The organism is Hyphomonas sediminis (assembly GCF_019679475.1).
Classification (GTDB): Bacteria; Pseudomonadota; Alphaproteobacteria; order Caulobacterales; family Hyphomonadaceae; genus Hyphomonas; species Hyphomonas sediminis.
The window spans coordinates 747995-764903 of record NZ_JAIEZP010000001.1; the positions used below are offsets into that span (position 1 = coordinate 747995).

The following is a 16909-nucleotide window of genomic DNA, read 5'->3' on the forward strand; positions in this document are numbered from 1 at the left end:
AGCGTATCTGTGTTCACGGATTCCTAAACATATATCAGGCAGTTTCTGCGGGAATTGAGCAACTGGGATTCCTCGCGGGGACGATTTGAAGAAAATCTCTCTTCTCGGCCGGCTGATCAGCAGCCTATCGATCCCCGCCTTCGTTTCGCTGGTGGGGGCGTTTACCGCCCTGTTGCTGTTCGTCACGGTCATTTCGATCGAAATGGTGTTCCGTTTGGCCACAGGCGGGAACCCGTTCGAGTTTGTGCTGCCGGTCTACCTGCTGCTGCCGATCATCGGCGCGACGGTTCTGATCGCGTCGGGTGTCGGCTATATTCTCTCCCGGCCACTGCAGAAGGTGTTCGAGCGGTTTACCGAATACATGACCGTCTCGCGCGGCGAGGTCGATACCGATCTCTATTCGCTGCAATTCCCGGAACTGCGCCGCCTGCGCGTGGCCACGACCCGCACCGTGCGCAAGCTGCGCCGCGAGAACGAACACCTGCGCAAGATTGCCTATCGTGACAGCCGCACTGGCCTGCCCAATGCGGTGGCCGCCGAAAAGCGCATCGTCGATACGCTGCCCAATGCGAGCTTCGAGCGCCCGGCGGCTTTCATCCTGCTCGACATCGACCGCTTCGCGCACCTCGTTGAGCAGGTGGGGGCAGGGCATGGCGAGATGATGATCCACGCCGCCGCCCAGCGCATTTCCAAGGCGCTGGCCGATGTGCCCGATCCGTCCGCTTCGGCGCTGCGCGGGTCCATGCTGGCGGCGCTGACAGCAGACCAGTTCACGCTTTACATGCCCGACGCCGGCAGCCGCGAACATGTGATCGCGATTGCCCGCGCGATCCGCAACGCTTTCAATGAGCCTTTCACCATCTTCGGCCGCAGCGTGACGATCTCGCTGTCGGGCGGTATCGTGATGGCGCCGGAAGACGCCGATTCCCCGCAGAAGATGATGCAGAACGCAAAGCTGGCGCTGCGCCTCGTGCGGAACGAATCCCAGTCGGGCTTCCGCTTCTTCACCCCGCGCCTGACGCGCATCGTGCAGGGGCGTTACCGGTTTGAATCGGAGCTTCGCGACGCGGTGGAGAACCGCGAGTTCAAGGCCGTGTTCCAGCCGAAGATCGATTTTGCCACGGGCCGCATTGTCGGCGCCGAGGCGCTGGCGCGCTGGCGGCGCTCGAACGGCAAGCTGATCTCGCCAGCCGCTTTTATTCCGGTGGCGGAGGAAGCTGGCCTGATCGAAGAGATCGGCAAGCAGATCCTTGAGGCGGCTTGTGAAGCCGCGCGCACCTGGGAATTGGAAGGCCATGACGTGACCGTTGCGGTCAACGTGTCGCCCAGCCAGTTCCAACGCAACGATCTTACCGAAACCGTGATGGGCGCGCTCAAACGCTCCGGCCTGCATCCGCGCCGGCTGGAGCTGGAGATTACCGAGAGCATGGCCGTGTCCGATCCGGCGCGCGTGGCAGAGTTCATCTCGCCCCTGCGCGCGATGGGCACCAAGCTCGCCATCGACGATTTCGGCACCGGCCACTCGAACCTCGCCACGCTGACCCAGCTGCCGTTTGACGTGTTCAAGATCGACCGCCAGTTCGTCTCGGCGCTGGAGACAGACCGTCAGGCCCCGGCCATTGTCGAGATGATCCTGGCGATGGCCGAAACGCTCGGCCTGAAGACGGTTGCTGAAGGCGTGGAGACGACGAAGCAGGCAGACTTCCTGCGCCGCCGTGGCTGCACCATGGCACAAGGCTTCCTCTACAGCCCCGGCTTGCCCGATCAGGCATTCCTGGAATTGCTGCGGGCGTGGAAGCCGCTGGGCGCCAATGACGAAACCGGCAGCCCGGAAGCCTATCAGGCCCCGCGCCGGTAAGTGTTCACCACATTGCCTGCGAGCAGTGTCTCGCCGGTGCGCTGGTATCCGAGCTTTTCGGCAACCCGTTGCGAGCCGGAATTGTCAGGCTCGATAACGCAGCAACTGCTTCGGAATTCGCTCGCATCCAGCCAGGCGTGCATCGCGCGAACGGCTTCTGTTGCCAGGCCCTTGCCCCAGGACGCGGGTGTGAACGCCCAGCCGGCCTCCGGCCCGTGGATCAGCTCTTTGGGCAGGCCGCGCTCGAAATCGGCAAAGCCGGCTTCACCGAGATAGGCATCGGTCTGCTTGTCCGCGACGACCCAGTAGCCAAAGCCCTTCATCTCCCAGAGCCCAACGCCGCGCAGCAGCGCGAACCAGGCATCCTGACGGGACCGGGGTTTGCCGCCAATGAAACGGGTTACCGCTTCGCTGCCCCACATTGTGGCAGCGGCATCAATATCCCGCGGCTCTGCGCCGCGAAGGATCAGGCGGGCAGTTTCCAGGGTAGGGGCTTTCATGCGCCGGCTTTCATCTTTGCGAGCATTGCGCCCATGGCGGCATGGACCGTCTGGATGGCCTTCAGGGGGCGGACCATCACCTTGAAGTCGGTGATTTCACCGGCCGCATTCCATTCGATCATGTCGACCCCGTTGACGAGCACGCCGTCCATTACGGTTTCAAATTCCAGCACGGCGCGGGTTTCATTGTCGAACACGCGCACATAGCGGAAGCTGTCATTGCCGAGCGTTTCACCCGCCGCCAGCAGATAGGCCATGGTGATCGCCTTGCCCTCCTGGGGCGTGTGCACCACCGGGCTTTTGAACACGACATTCTCAGCCAGGATTTTCGAGAGGCCTTCGGCGGAGTGATCCTCAAGCATCCAGGCAAACCAGGCGTCGACATTAGCCGACCAGCCAGTGAGGGGAACGGTGTGCTGCGTTGTGGACATGGCTATTCTCCAACCACGGGTTCAGCGACGAGGAAATCCGTCGGCTGATCGAAACAATTGCCCTTCAGGGCGACAAAGCGGGCCGGGAAATCGGGCTCCACAAAGATCAGGTCCACGCGGCCCCAGGCATAGGTGGCGCCGCCATTTATCGGGTCTGCCATTGCGGACATGCAGGGGCCGTCTTCGCGTGCGTCCGGGTCCACCCAGTAGCCGCCGAAGAACACCCGGCCTTCGGTGACGCCGGCCATCTCCGGGAACACGCCCAGCAGGCGCTCGCCGCTTTCGCCGGGGAAGGAGAGGACGGCCTCGCCCGTGTCCAGATCCTGTTCGTAGACGACCTCGCCGACTGGCGTGGTCCACACTTCATCGGTGCCGGCGACACCTGACACAGACAAAAGCGCGATCGCAGACATGGCAACGGTACGGATCATGTGGAGTCTCCAGAAACAGTGCAGCCCCCAGCGAAGTGGCCGGAAGGAACGCTATGCGGGTCTATCCGGTTTGGCGAGGGTTTTCAGCGGCGTGAAAGGTCCGTCACGATCAGCGGGTCTGCCGTCGCCAGCTTTTCCGCAAGCGCGCCGAATGTCGTCTGATCGGCCAGAACGGCTTCGCATTCGGCGCGGGTAAGCCCCACCATCTGCAGGAACTGCACACTGCCATGAGGCGTGTCGATGGTGCCAAGTTCAGGGTCTTCGACAAATACGACACCGGTGATCTCGCTGGTGCTGTCGGGATTGGTTGGCTTGTCCAGTGGCCCGCCGGTGGAGGGAGAACCATGCCCCGGCTCAAACCAGCGCCCGCTTTCCTGGACATAGGCGAAGAGGTTCTGCATCACCACGATCGGCCATTGCGGCACGGCGTCCGGTGTCTCCGCGCTGCCCTTCAGGCGGAACGTCAACTCGAAACCGGCCCCGGAAAACTCTCCGCCCGCGGCGTCTTCATCATAGTGCAGGGTGGTGAAGCCATAGGTGACGTAGTGCAGGTGGCCGCCGGCCTGATAGACGCTGATCCCGTCTGGCCCGCGCCCGCCCAGCATGGGCGGGACAGATGGCGCAAAATGGCCGAGCGGATCGCCCGGCCCGTAAAGCTTTGCCATCGCTGCATCGATTGCGCGCCATCCCGGGGAGTCTTCGTCCGCGAAGGTGGCTTTGTAGGTCTCAGCGTCCATGCGGGCGCCCTCTCAGCTTGAATACGCGTCAGCCAGATCCGGGTCCTTCGAGGCGACGAGGTCTGCGAGATCGGAAATGACCTTGGCCTGTTTCCAGGTCGCGTCGTCCTGCATCTTGCCGTCGATCATGGCGACGCCGGAGCCATCGGGCATCGCGGCGAGGATCTTGCGGGCGAACTTCACCTCGTCCGGGTCCGGAGAGAAGACGCGCTTGGCAATGGCGATCTGGTTGGGGTGCAGGCTCCAGGTGCCCGCGCAGCCGAGCAGGAAGGCATTGCGGAACTGCTGCTCGCAGGCGTCGAGGTCGGCAATGTCGCCGAAGGGGCCGTAGAAGGCGTTGATGCCAGCCATGCGGCAGGCGTCGACCAGGCGGGCGATGGTGTAATGCCACGGGTCCTGCTGGGCGCTCATCCTGGCGCTGCCATCGGCTTTCGGGTCTTCGATCACGCGGTAGAAGGGGTGGCCGCCGCCGACGCGGGTGGTTTTCATCTTGCGGCTGGCGGCAAGGTCTGCCGGGCCAAGGCTGATGCCCTGCATGCGGGGGGAGGCGAGCGCGATCTCCTCGACGCGGGCAACGCCTTCGGCTGTTTCGAGGATGGCGTGGAAAAGGATGGGGCGGGTCAGGCCGGCTTTTGCTTCCAGCTGAGCGACATACTGGTCCGCGAAGTGAATGTCCCACGGGCCTTCGACCTTGGGCAGCATGATCACGTCCAGCTGGTGGCCGGCGTTGAGCACCAGCTGCGATACGTCCTCCTGGAACCAGGGGGAGTTGAGGCAGTTCACGCGACTCCAGAAGCCGGTGCCCTTGCCCTGCCAGTCATACATGTTGGCCATCTCGATGGCGCCAGCGCGGGCGGCGTCCTTCGCGTCGGCGGGGATCGCGTCTTCGAGGTTTGCCAGCATCACGTCCACACCCGGCGCCATTTCCGGCACCTTGGCGCGCACCTTCTCCAGATGCGGCGGCACGAAGTGGATCATCCGCTCCAGCTTCACCGGCAGCTCGCGATAGGGCTCGGGCGCGCCAATCGACAGCGGCTTGAAGAAATTGCGCGGCGTTTTCTGGCTCATGGGACCCTCTTGCGAATGTGTGGCCACTGGATAGGCGCGGGGGGTGCCTCCGTCAAACGGCAGAAATGCCGCCGGAACGAGTCGCCTTGCCCGTGCGTTGTCTCAGCACGTCACGATGAAAGGCTTTCCTCAATGTCGCTTCTGATGATCCTGCTCACCATCTTCCTCCCGCCGGTCGCGGTGCTCATCAAGGAAGGCCTTGGTCTGCAATTCCTGCTGAACGTCCTGCTGACGCTGATCGGCTGGCTGCCGGGTGTTATCCACGCCTTCTGGGTTAACACGCGCGGCTCGGCGCTGGCGTAAGCCTAGCGGCGCTTGAGCGACCCGGTCGCCATCGGGTGGGCCGTTTCGAGCAGCTCGGTCAGCTCGTCGGTCAGCACATGGGTGTAGATCTGTGTGGTGGCGATGTCGGCATGGCCGAGCAGCGTCTGCACCACGCGCAGGTCTGCTCCGCCTTGCAGAAGGTGCGTCGCGTAGGCGTGGCGCAGGGCGTGCGGGTAAACCCTGTCGGACCGGATACCGGCTGCAACGGAGAGTTCTTCCAGCATCTGGCCGAGGCGCCGGCGGGTAAGGTGGCCCTCTTTGCCGCGTGAGGGGAACACGAAGGGTTCGGCCTTGGCGCGCACCAGCGGATTGTCCGGCAGGCTCGCCTCGCGCACATCCAGCCATTCGGCGAGCGCCGTCAGTGCCGCCCGGCCCAGCGGGCAGAGGCGGTCCTTGCCGCCTTTACCGCGAATGATGATATCGGCGCTCATCCATTGGCCGGCCTTGCGGCGGGGCAGGTTGCCCACGCGCAGGGTGACGAGTTCAGAAGCACGCAGGCCGGCGCCATAAAGCAGCTCGACCAGACATTTGAGGCGTTTGTCCGTTTCGCAGGCGGCAATCAGCCGGGCAACTTCCTCGCGGGAGAGCACATCAGGCACTTCCCGTTCGGGCGAGGGGCCATCGAGGCGCGCTGTTGGATCGTCTTTCCGGTCGCCTTCCTGGAACAGGAATCGGAAGAATCGCCGCACGGCGGACAACTTGCGCGCCTGTGTCGAGGGCGCCATGCCGCGCGCGGCAAGATCGGACAGCCAGGCGGCCAGTTCACGCGAAGAAGCGCCCACCAGGCGGCCCCGGCAGAATTCCGAAGCATCCAGCAGGTCACGGCCATAGGCATCGAGCGTATTGGGGCTTGCGCCCCGCTCGGCCGACATCATTTCGAGAAAAGCGCCAATGCGCGAACGGTCATCCATCCGGCAGACGCTAGGAAAACGCGGTTAAGGTCGCGTTTCTGCTCTATCCGAGCGCGCCTTCCACCGGTATGCGGATTTCACCATCTGGCGGCGCGTCCTTGACGGCACGCTGGCCCAGCCACCACATGCCGCCTACAACGGCGACGGCGATGATGACGAAGAGGATCAGGTATTTGCGCATGGAACCGGCCCCGCAAAGGATTACTGGCAGGGCGAATCTGCCTGCCGATTGCGCCGTCTATGTGGCACCACTAGGACTTCTGCGCAACGCCGGGTAATACATTACACATGCCATCTGACGCCGACCCTTCGAGTACGCAGCCGCCCTTTGCCGGGCGCACGATTGCGCTTGTCGGGCTTATGGGCGCGGGAAAATCGACCGTCGGGCGGCGTCTGGCCGAAAAACTCGGCCGGGCCTTCTTTGACAGCGACCACGAAATCGAGAAGGCAGCCGGGCTCTCCATATCCGACATTTTCTCCCTGCACGGGGAAGCCGATTTCCGTCGCGGTGAAAAACAGGTCATCCGCCGCCTGCTGGAGTTGCAGCCGCATGTGCTGGCGACCGGGGGCGGGGCCTATCTCGACCCTGAAACCCGCGAAATGCTGCGGGAGAAGGCGATCACGGTCTGGCTGAACGCCGATCTTGAAACGCTCTGGCGCCGCGTTTCCAAACGCGACACCCGCCCGCTGTTGCAGCGGCCGGATGCGCGCGACCATCTCGCCCATCTTGTGATGGAGCGCGAGCCCTTCTATTCGCAGGCCGATCTGGTGGTCCATTCCAAGGATGGACCCCACACGCATACGGTCAATGCGATCCTGAAAGCCCTTCAGACCTGGACACCGAAATGACACCTTCTCCATCGCTGGAAACCGTTCGCGTCGATCTCGGCGCGCGCTCTTATGACATCCTGGTGGGTCATGGCGCGCTGGCCGAGTTGGGGCCTCGCCTCGCCGCGATGCTGAAACGACCGCGTGCGTTTGTCCTGACCGATGACACGGTACGCCGCCTTCACGCCGAAGCGCTGGAAGCCGTTGTTGCGCCCGCCGGGATCAAGCTCGATTGGTACAGCCTGCCACCGGGCGAGAAGACCAAATCCTTCTCCAATCTCGAAGGCGTGTTCGACTGGCTGCTGGCAGGCGGCGCGGATCGGGGCGACACGCTGATTGCGTTCGGCGGCGGCGTCATTGGCGATATGGCCGGCCTTGCTGCGGCGCTGATGAAGCGCGGCATGGGCTTTGTACAGGTGCCGACCACGCTGCTTGCGCAGGTCGATTCTTCCGTGGGCGGGAAAACCGCCGTCAACACGCCGCGCGGCAAGAACCTGATCGGCGCGTTCTATCAACCGCGCCTCGTGATCGCGGACACCGCAATTCTCGCCAGCCTGCCGGAGCGGGAGCTGAAAGCCGGCTATGCCGAGATCGTAAAATACGGCCTGATCAATGATGCGGCCTTTTTTGACTGGCTGGCCGTGAACGGATCGAAAGTGCTTGCGCTGGAGCCGGAAGCAGCCCGCTATGCCGTGGCGCGCTCCTGCGCGGCAAAGGCGGCGATTGTCGCTGAAGACGAAACGGAAATGGGTGTGCGCCAGCTGCTCAATCTCGGCCACACCTTTGGCCACGCCTTCGAAGCGGCGAATGAATACCGGGAAGACCTGCTGCACGGCGAAGCCGTTGCGCTCGGCATGGCGCTTGCCTTCCGCTATGGCGCAGCCAGCGGCATCACGCCGGCAGTTGAAGCGGCCCGTGTTACCGAAGTTCTTGGCGCTTCCGGCCTGCCAGTATCGCTGGATGGGTTCGATCCGCAGCGCTTTTCCGCCGTCCGCCTTGCCGCGCTGATGCAACAGGACAAAAAGGCCCGCGCAGGCCGCGTCCCGTTGATCCTCGCACGCGGCATCGGCGCCGCCTACGTCCATCCGGACGCGGATCTCAAATCGGTCGAGCAGTTTCTCGCCGGTGAACTTGCAGCAGCTGGTTGATAGGAACTGAGCCACACCCATGATCGTCGGATATGTCATCGCCATCCTCATCCTCCTGATGATGTCGGGGTTCTTCTCTGGGTCTGAAACTGCGCTGACGGCCGCCTCGCGCGCCCGCATGCATGCGCTGGAAAAGGACGGCGACAAGCGCGCCAAGACGGTGAACCGCCTCTTGGCGAACCGCGAGAATTTCATCGGCGCGATCCTGCTGGGCAACAACGTCGTCAACATCCTCGCCTCGGTCCTGGCGACGACGCTCTTCACCACGCTGTTCGGGCAGGGCGGTCTGGCGCTGGCGATGGCCACCGCCGTGATGACCATCCTTGTCCTGATCTTTTCAGAGGTGATGCCGAAAACCTATGCCATCACGCGTCCGGACGCTGTGGCGCTGGTCGTTTCCGGGCCGATCTCTCTGCTCGTTCGGGGCGCGGCCTGGATCGTCAAGCTGGTCCAGATCATCGTCAATGGCGTGCTGCGCCTCGTCGGCGCGGGCACGGCGGTAAACCCGCTTTCGGCAGAAGAGGAAATCCGCGGCGCGATCGATCTTCATGCCGCGGAAGGCGGTGTGGACAAGGACGATCACCTCCGTCTCGTCGGCGCGCTTGACCTCAAGGACCTCACTGTCGAAGACGTGATGATCCACCGCAAGAACATTTACATGCTCGACGCCGACCTTGAGCCGCGCCAGCTGATCATGAAGGCGCTGTCGAGCCCCAATACGCGCATCCCGCTCTATCGCGGCGAGAAGGAAGAGATCATCGGCATCCTGCATGCCAAGGACCTGCTGCGCGCGGCGATCCCGCTCGGCGGAGATCTCTCCGGGCTCGACCTTGACGCCATCCTGCGCAAGCCGTGGTTCGTTCCGGAAACGACGCCGGTTCAGGAACAGCTCAACCATTTCCTCTCGCGCGGCCAGCACTTCGCCCTCGTCATTGACGAATATGGCGAGCTTCAGGGTCTGATCACGCTGGAAGACATTCTTGAAGAGATCGTCGGCGCCATCCATGACGAACATGACGTACAGATTCAGGGTGTGCGTCCGCAGCCCGACGGCTCCGTCAATGTCGATGGCTGGGTGCCGATCCGCGATCTCAATCGCGCGACCGGCTGGGAACTGCCCGATGAGGAAGCCGTCACGGTTGCCGGCCTCGTCATCCATGAGGCCCAGACGATCCCGGAACCGGGGCAGAGCTTCGTCTTCCACGGCTACAAGTTCCGCGTGCTGCGCCGCCAGCGCAATCAGGTGACCGGGGTGAATGTGTCGAAGGCCGAGGCCGCTGCCGCCGTTGACTGAGTTCAGATAGGATCAGGCCTTGCCTGAAGTCGGCGCGCGTGCCTTGAGTGCAAGAGCGTGCAGGCCTGTGTCGAACTCTTTCTGAAGCACCATCATTACCGCGCGTTGAACCTGCACGCGCGAGAGACCCCCAAACGCCTCGGCGACAATCTCCACGGAATAATGGGTTTCCCCGCCCGGCGCGGCGCCTGCATGTCCTTCATGCTTGTGGCTGTCATCCACGACTGACAGCGAGTCGGGAACAAAAGCGGCCGTCAATGCGTCTTCAATGCGCGTTCTTCTGTCGTTTGGTTGTGGCATGTTTAACCGGCGCTCCCTATTATAAGGCCCCATGTCAGACGGCGACCCGTTCAGATACCGCGTGAAGTTCACCGACATAAGGGTGAAACCGCCTGCCGACGAGACTTCTCGTGCACGGGCGAAGAAAACGCGCGTGTGCGATGAGCCGGGTTGCGACCTGGAAGGCTCCCATCCTGCGCCACGTCCGGGCGGCAAGGGCCGGCACTGGTTCTGCGAGGCGCATGCCGCCGCCTACAATCGCAGCTTCAATTTCTTTGAAGGTATGACCGACGCCGAGGCTGCCGCCTTCCTGCGGGCCGAGCAGTATGGCCACAAGCGCACCTGGCGCATGGGCGGCGGCCCGATGGGCGGGCGCAAGTCTGCCGATCATATCGACCCGCGCCGCTGGGCAGGCCGGGGCTTCTTCGACATGGATGATACGCCTGCCGCCGAAGAGCGGATGCATTCCCATCGCTCCAGCCTCCAGATCCGCGCCCTCAAGGAGCTGGACCTGGAAGTCGATGCCAAGCCCGCCGAAATCCGCGCGCGCTATGCCGACTATGTTCGCCGTTTCCACCCGGATTCGAACAAGGGCGACCGCTCCAGCGAGCACAAGCTCGACCGCGTCCTGCGCGCCGGCAAGCTGCTAAAGGCCTCCGGCCTGATGAAGGGCTGAGGCACCCCAACCAGTCCGCTGAGTAATTTTCCAGTTCCGGAAGACGTCGCCATTGCTGGCGCCTGCCTCCGCACGCCATTTGCGTGCTGAATTGGCTCGCGCTGCCCGATGGATATCGAGTCTTCCACCTAAAAAAGAAACGTCCGTCCGGTTTATGGGTAGTCGAGGAACGCGCCTTTGCGCGCTGGGATTGTTGAGGATTGCCTGGGTCGCGCAGGACGCGAAACGCCGGAAGAATCGACGAATCCGCTAGATGCCCAACAAATACTTCAGAAGATACCGGACGACCGTTTTCTAAATGCTCAGAAAAATCATCCGTATAAATACCTACCGGCGTAAACCATTCGGAGACTCTTCCGAAAGCTACCAGCAATAAAGTAGCGCTATAGTAGAACTCTACAGAGCTGAAGTAATCAGCCGCCAACAATGGACAGGTGGAGTATGTTGAAGAAACTTTTGGCAGGGGCCGCATTGGTGATCTGTGGGCAGACGGCTCATGCCGCTACAGCGACAGGGACCTTGGATGTGCAGGCGACGGTGCTCAACACCTGCGTTGTGACAACATCGCCAGTGGTGTTTGCAAACGTCGGTCTTGATGCAGTTACCGCAAATGGCTCGGTTACGGTCAATTGCACCAATACGAGTGCATTCACCGTGGCGCTGGATGGCGGGGATGCAGGCGACATTGCCGCCCGGACGCTGACCCATGCCACCCTGCCGACGAGTTTCGAATACCAACTCTACACCGATGCTGGCTTCACGACGGTTTGGGGTGATGGGGTAACCGGTTCAGAGGCTAACGGGACAGGACCATCCCAGACGCTGACAGTCTACGGCCGGACGACAACCACACCCGATGCGGCCGGCGCCTATTCCGACGAGGTACAGGTGACGGTCACCTACTAAGGAGACCGACCATGAAACGCCTGACACTGCTCCTCCTGGGAGCAGCCTGGCAGGTTTTGCCTGCAAGTTCCCAGGGGCTCGCGATTGCTCCCATCATGATCGACGCCCCGGCCGGGGGCGGCGCAACCTCGCTCACTGTCAGCTCCGGTCTGGAGCATGATGTGACGGTTCAGGTGCGCGTCTTTGACTGGACCCAGAAGGGCGGCGAAGACCAGTTGTCTCCCGCCAGAGGCGTTCGTTTTGCGCCTGAAATCTTTGCGCTGTCCCCCGGTTCTTCCCAGGTCATCCGGATGTCCGTTCCCGATACAGACGGGCAGGGTGCCTGGCGCGTGATTGTTGACGAGCTTCCCAATCAGAAAGCCAGTGCGCCGGAAGGCGCCGCGCAATTGTCGATCCGCTTGCGCTATGTGCTCGCCATGTTCGCCGGAAAGCCTGGCGCGCCACAGGCAGTTCAGGCAAGCCTTGCCGGCGATGGCCTACGTCTGCACAATGAAAGCGCTGGCTGGCTGAAACTGCATAACCTGTCGCTTGAAACAGAGAGCGGGGACGCCGCGACGACCGGTCCCGGCATTGTCTATCTGCTGCCGGGAAGTCAGATCAGCATTCCTCCGCCGGAGGCTGCCGGTTTCAGCACGCTCAACTATTCGGTCGAAGGTCAGGCCTACGCCACGCGCCTCCGACAGGTGAGGTGAACGCGGCGCGTTCAGCCTGTCTTGCAGCGCCCGCACTGCTGCTAGGTGTTGCAATGGCTGCCGAGGCAGCGCCGGTTTCCGGCGCCGCGCCCGGCGAAGCCTTGCCCGATACCCTCAGTCTGCTTGTCGAAGCCAGAATCAACGGAAAGGCAATCGACGAACTGGTCAGTTTGCAGATTGAACCGGATGGCTGCGCACGCATTGAAACCCGCCCCCTCAGGATCGCAGGTCTCTATGGCGGCAGCGAAGGCGCGGCCTGCCTGCAATCTGTGGCGGGTATAGATTACACGCTCGACACGCAGTCGGCCCGGCTCGATATTTTCGCTGCGCAGGCGCCTGCGCCGCGCCGTGTGGTTTTTCTCAAACAGCAATACGCGCCGTCTCTTTCCGGCGTCATGGGCAGTTATGGCCTTTCGGCCCAGCGCGTCTATGATGGGGAAGAGGAGATTGTGAACGCTTTCGGCGATCTCTCGCTGACGGTACATACGCCTGCGGGCCGCCTCAGGAATGATATGATTGCCACCTATGGCGATGATGGCGGCCGGGCACGCCGCCTGATGACCGTCTATGAACATGATTTGCCAGATCGAATGACGCGCCTCAGTGTCGGGGATAGTTTTACCCGCGCGCCGCGCTGGGGCCGCATCGCCGCTTTCGCCGGCGTGCAGTATGGCACCGACTTCTCGATGGACCCGCAGGACAGCTGGCGTCCCTACCGGACATTCCAGGCGCTGCTGAAGGAACAGTCGGAAATCGATGTCCGGGTCAATGGCTCAGTCCGCCAGCGGACGAGTGTGAGCCCTGGCTATAGCGACTTTGAAGTCAGCCCAGAGGCTGGCCTCAATGAGGTTGAGATTGTCATTCGGGAAGCGAATGGACTCCGACGGATCGAGGATTTCAGTTTCTACACCTCTGCCGAAGCGCTGGGGAAGGGGGTGACGGACTATTCGGTCAGCGTTGGCGTCCCGCGCCAGTTTTCGGGAATTTCGTCCAGGTATGAGGACGATCTGATCGCCAGCGGCCTGGTTCGTCACGGCGTTTCCGATGCTGTTACCGCAGAAGCGTATACGGAAATCGGAGAAGCCGGACGCGTACTGGGCGCAGGAGGTCAGTATGCGGCAGGCGATCTTGGCGTTGTCAGCCTGTCGGCGGGTGTCAGTGACAGCCGGGATGGGCGGTCGGGCGCGATCCTCTCGGCGGGCATCGAGCGCAATACGCGGCGCAGCTCGCTGCAAGTGCAGGCCCGGTTTGCAGATTCCGGGTATTCGGACATCGTTTCGCGTTTTGGCGCGGAATTTCCCGACCGGTCCATCCGCGCCAGCACCGGCGTCTACACAAAGGCCGGAACTTTCCGCGCTTCCTATGTAGAAGAAGAAGACAAGGTGCTGGCCGACAGGCGCTTCCTGTCATTCGGCTGGGAAAAGCCGTTCCAGCGCGACAAGCTCTGGCTGAGCCTCAGCGCCTATCAGGATTTCGAACGGGAAGAGACTGGCATCGCGTTTGGCCTGCGTGTCAGTTTCGGACCTTACAGTGCGGGGGGAGGCTATCAGTCCGCCGGCGGGCGTGAGGCCTCCAGTGTGCAGCTCAGCCGCGCGCGCCTTCCGGGCGAAAGGATGCAGTGGGCAGTCCGCGCAGCCGATGGCGATGCCGGCGCCGTTTATCAGGGCGATCTTGCAGTCGATCTCGGCGAGGCGGATCTCGTCGTAAATGGCGGTGTTTATGGCCGGTCCAATCAGCTGATCGCCGGGGTTCGCGGGGGCTTTGCCGCCATGTCTGGCCGGGTCGCGCTGCAGCGCCAGACAACCGGCGCCGCGGCGATCGTCCGGATACCGGACCTGAAGGGCATGCCGATCTACAAGGATAACCGGATCATTGCTGTCACAGGGGAAGATGGCGTTGCGGTCATTCCCGAAGTGCGCCCGTATGAGGTCAACACGCTCAGCCTCCGGCCCGATGACGTGCCGCTCGATTTCGAGGTCGGGGATTTCAGCGCCCGCTTCGTTCCCAAGCGAGGCATTTCCGAAGTCAGCTTCGATGTGCGCCGCCAAAGCGCGCTCGCCTTCACCGTTTACCTTCCGGATGGGAGACCTCTGCCACAATCAGCGAAGGTGGAACTCGTACAGTCCGGACTGGTCTGCCCGGTCGGACTCGAAGGCCGGGTCTATTGCCCGGCGGCGGAAGATGGCGACCTGATCTCCGTCACCATTCCCGCCGGGCGCTTCGTTCAGCCGGTGAGGGATGTGCGTTTGCGCGGCGAAATGCGGCTTGGCGCCCCAAACGGGCTCAAAATGGCAGGGATTGACTGAATGATGCGCCTGATCGTCCTCGTTTTGACCCTGTTTGTGACTGTTTGTCCCGCTTTTGCCCAGACCTGTTCGGTCTCGTCCACGCCGCTGAGCTTCACGCCCTACCAGGCCTTCTCCGGCAACCCGTCGACCGCGAGTGCCACCGTCACGGTCAGCTGCACCGGCTTGCTCTTTGTGGGCGCGACTTATGATGTGCGGCTGGGGGGCGGGCAGGCCGCCAGCATTCCTGCCCGGAAGATGAAACAGGCAAGTAGCGGCAACCAGCTCGGTTATCAGGTTTACATTCAGTCGGGCCATGTCTGGGGGGACGGCGTACAAGGGTCGACCATCAATGACTTCTTCCTGCTCGGTCTGCTCACCCGGTCGCGCACCCATAACATCACGGCAACGGTGCCCGCTGGCCAGCAGGTAAACACCGGTGATTACAGCGACTCCGTGGTGATGACGATCGTCTGGTAGGCGGCGGTCCGGCCTGCCACGCAGCGAGCGTCATGGCCGCATGGACATCGTGCCCGCAAAGTGGTGAAAGGCGAAGGAATGAGCTGAATTGGGGCCGCTCGGCCCGCGCACAGGATGACGGATACTATGAGCAAAGGCTTGGTAACTCTGGTTGGTGGCTCCGGCTTCATCGGGCGCTATGCTGCGCGGGTGCTGGTCGAGCAGGGCTGGCGTGTCCGCGTCGCCTGCCGCAATGTTTCCACCGCGATTGACGCGCGCCTTGCCGGCCCTCCGGGCTGGGTGGACGTGGTTCAGGCCAATATCCGCAACCGCGATTCCCTCGTTCGCGCGCTCGATGGCGCCGATGCCGTGGTCAACCTGGTCGGCATTCTGTTTGAGCATGGTCGCCAGACCTTCGAAGGTGAGCACGCCGAAGGCGCTGCTCTCGTGGCGGAAGTGGCCAAGGAAAAAGGCATAACGCGCTTTGTCCAGATTTCGGCCATCGGCGCGGATGCAGGTTCGAAGTCACCCTACGCCCGCACAAAGGCTGCCGCTGAAGCCGCGGTGCGCGAAGCGATCCCGGAAGCGGTTATCCTGCGCCCATCCATTGTGTTCGGCCCGGAAGACCAGTTCTTCAACCGCTTTGCCAACCTTGCCCGTTTTGCGCCGTTCATGCCCGCGATCGGGGGCGGGAAAACCAAGTTCCAGCCGGTCTATGCCGGCGATGTAGCTGAAGCGATTGCTGCGGCGGTCGACCGGGAAGATGCCGCGGGCAAAACTTATGAGCTTGGCGGCCCGCGCACCTACAGCTTCAATGAGATCTATGATCTCGTCCTGAAGACGATTGATCGCAAGCGCTTCAAGATCCCTGTGCCCTTCTTTGTGATGCGCCCGATTGCGTATATCACCGGCGCTGTCTGGCGGTTCGTTCCGCCTTTCTCCTGGGCGTTTTTCGGCGATCCGCCGGTCACGGGCTCCCAGGTAGAGATGCTCACCGCAGACAATGTGGTGGCTGAAGGCGCGCTGACCATCAAGGATCTGGGCGTGCCGCAGCTGGAGTCTGCTGAGGCGATTGTGCCGGGCTATCTGTGGCGGTTCCGGCCCTATGGCGAGTTCCACAAGGCCAGCGAAGCCTGACCGTCAGCCGCTCAGGTTTGCCGTTAGCGGGGATGTCGCGAGTAGCGCGATACCCAGCGCGAACCGGTAGAGAACAAAGGGCAGGAAACTCATGCGCCGGATGAGCGCCATGAGCAGCCCGATGGATGCATAACCTGATACAAAGGCCAATGCTGCGACCAGCAGGCCGTCGCTCAGCGTGGCTGATCCTGTCATGCCATCAGCCGTTGCCAGGCCCAGCAGGCCATAAAGGCTGACCGCGCCGAGGATGGGGGCGCCGATAAGCATCGAGAAGCGCGCCGCCTCTGTCCGCTCATAGCCGAGCGCGCGCGCTGCCGTCATCGTTATGCCGGACCGGCTGGTGCCGGGAATGATCACGGCCACCAGCTGGCTTGCGCCGATAAGGGCGGCGTCGCGGAGGGTCATGTCGCCTTCGCCGCGCGACTGGCCGCCGCGAACATCCGCCCACCAGAGCAGGGCGCCGAACAATATGGTTGTTGCCGCGACAGCATATACGCTGCGCATTGCGCTCCACAGCGTTTCCGGGGCCAGAAGCTGATAGAGGAACGCGCCGATCAGGGCGAAGGGTGTTGCCACCAGAATGCACAAGGCCAGGCGCCCGCCCTGAGACAGCGGCTGTTTGCGCACAGGAGCGCCGATCAGCTCGACGCTGCCACTAATCGCGAGGGCGACATCTTTCCGGAAGTAGAGCAGCATCGCCAGCAATGTTCCGGTGTTGGACGCTGCGTTCAGCAAAAGCTCGTCTTCGCCGATCAGGCCGACAAAATCTGATGCCAGCATGACGTGAGCGGAAGAAGATATGGGCAGCCACTCGGTGATGCCCTGGACGATAGCGATGAAGGCGAGCTGGAGAAGTGACATGCTAGCGGGAATAAGGCTGAACTGTTGATAATCTTCTACAAGCGTGCGGTTGCGGACGTTCGTCGAAATAAAATATCATATTGA

20 protein-coding genes are annotated in these 16909 nt (G+C 62.6%); 11 read left to right on the top strand and 9 right to left on the bottom strand.

Going from position 1 to position 16909, the window contains the following annotated elements; translation table 11 throughout:
- Positions 1 to 85 precede the first annotated feature (85 nt).
- Positions 86 to 1858, top strand: coding sequence for a putative bifunctional diguanylate cyclase/phosphodiesterase (locus K1X12_RS03765; protein ID WP_220986297.1), 1773 nt, complete (start codon positions 86 to 88; stop codon positions 1856 to 1858).
- Here the strand turns inward: K1X12_RS03765 and K1X12_RS03770 are convergent.
- The 5 genes from K1X12_RS03770 to K1X12_RS03790 all read right to left on the bottom strand — a co-directional run bounded on the left by K1X12_RS03770 (position 1840) and on the right by K1X12_RS03790 (position 5025).
- Positions 1840 to 2358, bottom strand: coding sequence for a GNAT family N-acetyltransferase (locus tag K1X12_RS03770; RefSeq protein ID WP_220986298.1), 519 nt, complete (start codon positions 2356 to 2358; stop codon positions 1840 to 1842). The two genes, K1X12_RS03765 and K1X12_RS03770, sit on opposite strands and share 19 nt — an antisense overlap.
- Complete coding sequence (locus tag K1X12_RS03775; protein ID WP_220986299.1) at positions 2355 to 2789, bottom strand: nuclear transport factor 2 family protein; 435 nt, start codon at positions 2787 to 2789, stop codon at positions 2355 to 2357. Before K1X12_RS03775 ends, K1X12_RS03770 begins: the two co-directional genes overlap by 4 nt.
- 2 nt (positions 2790 to 2791) lie before the next feature.
- On the bottom strand, positions 2792 to 3220 hold the full coding sequence (locus tag K1X12_RS03780) for a hypothetical protein (RefSeq protein ID WP_220986300.1): 429 nt from the start codon (positions 3218 to 3220) through the stop codon (positions 2792 to 2794).
- Between the two features lie 83 nt (positions 3221 to 3303).
- The gene (locus K1X12_RS03785; RefSeq protein ID WP_220986301.1) at positions 3304 to 3957 is read right to left on the bottom strand and encodes a suppressor of fused domain protein; all 654 of its coding nucleotides are present in this window, start codon (positions 3955 to 3957) and stop codon (positions 3304 to 3306) included.
- A 12-nt stretch (positions 3958 to 3969) separates the two neighbouring features.
- Entirely contained in the window at positions 3970 to 5025 is a 1056-nt protein-coding gene (locus tag K1X12_RS03790; protein WP_220986302.1) for an HpcH/HpaI aldolase/citrate lyase family protein, read from the bottom strand.
- A gap of 132 nt (positions 5026 to 5157) precedes the next feature.
- Here K1X12_RS03790 and K1X12_RS03795 point away from each other — a divergent pair, with 132 nt between their 5' ends.
- Positions 5158 to 5328: a YqaE/Pmp3 family membrane protein gene (locus K1X12_RS03795; protein ID WP_220986303.1), complete on the top strand. Its 171-nt coding sequence runs from the start codon at positions 5158 to 5160 to the stop codon at positions 5326 to 5328.
- Positions 5329 to 5330: 2 nt separating this feature from the next.
- Here K1X12_RS03795 and K1X12_RS03800 read toward each other — a convergent pair whose 3' ends face one another.
- Positions 5331 to 6260 (bottom strand): tyrosine recombinase, encoded by a 930-nt coding sequence (locus K1X12_RS03800; protein ID WP_220986304.1) that lies wholly within the window; start codon positions 6258 to 6260, stop codon positions 5331 to 5333.
- A gap of 43 nt (positions 6261 to 6303) precedes the next feature.
- Complete coding sequence (locus K1X12_RS03805; RefSeq protein WP_220986305.1) at positions 6304 to 6441, bottom strand: YdgA family protein; 138 nt, start codon at positions 6439 to 6441, stop codon at positions 6304 to 6306.
- A 107-nt stretch (positions 6442 to 6548) separates the two neighbouring features.
- Here K1X12_RS03805 and K1X12_RS03810 point away from each other — a divergent pair, with 107 nt between their 5' ends.
- The 3 genes from K1X12_RS03810 to K1X12_RS03820 are packed head-to-tail and all read left to right on the top strand — an operon-like array spanning position 6549 to position 9530.
- Entirely contained in the window at positions 6549 to 7109 is a 561-nt protein-coding gene (locus K1X12_RS03810) for a shikimate kinase (RefSeq protein WP_220986306.1), read from the top strand.
- Positions 7106 to 8236: a 3-dehydroquinate synthase gene (aroB, locus tag K1X12_RS03815; protein WP_220986307.1), complete on the top strand. Its 1131-nt coding sequence runs from the start codon at positions 7106 to 7108 to the stop codon at positions 8234 to 8236. Before K1X12_RS03810 ends, aroB begins: the two co-directional genes overlap by 4 nt.
- A gap of 19 nt (positions 8237 to 8255) precedes the next feature.
- Entirely contained in the window at positions 8256 to 9530 is a 1275-nt protein-coding gene (locus K1X12_RS03820; RefSeq protein ID WP_220986308.1) for an HlyC/CorC family transporter, read from the top strand.
- Positions 9531 to 9542: 12 nt separating this feature from the next.
- Here K1X12_RS03820 and K1X12_RS03825 read toward each other — a convergent pair whose 3' ends face one another.
- Positions 9543 to 9830, bottom strand: a complete 288-nt coding sequence (locus K1X12_RS03825; protein WP_220986309.1) for a BolA family protein — start codon at positions 9828 to 9830, stop codon at positions 9543 to 9545.
- Positions 9831 to 9861: 31 nt separating this feature from the next.
- Between K1X12_RS03825 and K1X12_RS03830 the strand changes: the two genes are divergently transcribed.
- The 6 genes from K1X12_RS03830 (at position 9862) to K1X12_RS03855 (ending at position 15964) form a co-directional block, all read left to right on the top strand.
- Positions 9862 to 10485, top strand: a complete 624-nt coding sequence (locus K1X12_RS03830) for a J domain-containing protein (protein WP_220986310.1) — start codon at positions 9862 to 9864, stop codon at positions 10483 to 10485.
- Between the two features lie 441 nt (positions 10486 to 10926).
- Positions 10927 to 11391: a Csu type fimbrial protein gene (locus K1X12_RS03835; RefSeq protein ID WP_220986311.1), complete on the top strand. Its 465-nt coding sequence runs from the start codon at positions 10927 to 10929 to the stop codon at positions 11389 to 11391.
- 11 nt (positions 11392 to 11402) lie between these two features.
- Positions 11403 to 12083 carry a fimbrial biogenesis chaperone gene (locus K1X12_RS03840; RefSeq protein ID WP_220986312.1) on the top strand — a complete coding sequence of 227 codons (681 nt, stop codon included), beginning with the start codon at positions 11403 to 11405 and terminating at the stop codon, positions 12081 to 12083.
- A gap of 53 nt (positions 12084 to 12136) precedes the next feature.
- On the top strand, positions 12137 to 14389 hold the full coding sequence (locus tag K1X12_RS03845; RefSeq protein WP_220986313.1) for a fimbria/pilus outer membrane usher protein: 2253 nt from the start codon (positions 12137 to 12139) through the stop codon (positions 14387 to 14389).
- Entirely contained in the window at positions 14390 to 14848 is a 459-nt protein-coding gene (locus K1X12_RS03850; RefSeq protein ID WP_220986314.1) for a Csu type fimbrial protein, read from the top strand.
- Between the two features lie 126 nt (positions 14849 to 14974).
- Positions 14975 to 15964, top strand: coding sequence for a complex I NDUFA9 subunit family protein (locus K1X12_RS03855; protein WP_220986315.1), 990 nt, complete (start codon positions 14975 to 14977; stop codon positions 15962 to 15964).
- Between the two features lie 3 nt (positions 15965 to 15967).
- Here K1X12_RS03855 and K1X12_RS03860 read toward each other — a convergent pair whose 3' ends face one another.
- Positions 15968 to 16825 carry an undecaprenyl-diphosphate phosphatase gene (locus tag K1X12_RS03860; protein WP_220986316.1) on the bottom strand — a complete coding sequence of 286 codons (858 nt, stop codon included), beginning with the start codon at positions 16823 to 16825 and terminating at the stop codon, positions 15968 to 15970.
- Positions 16826 to 16909 lie beyond the last annotated feature (84 nt).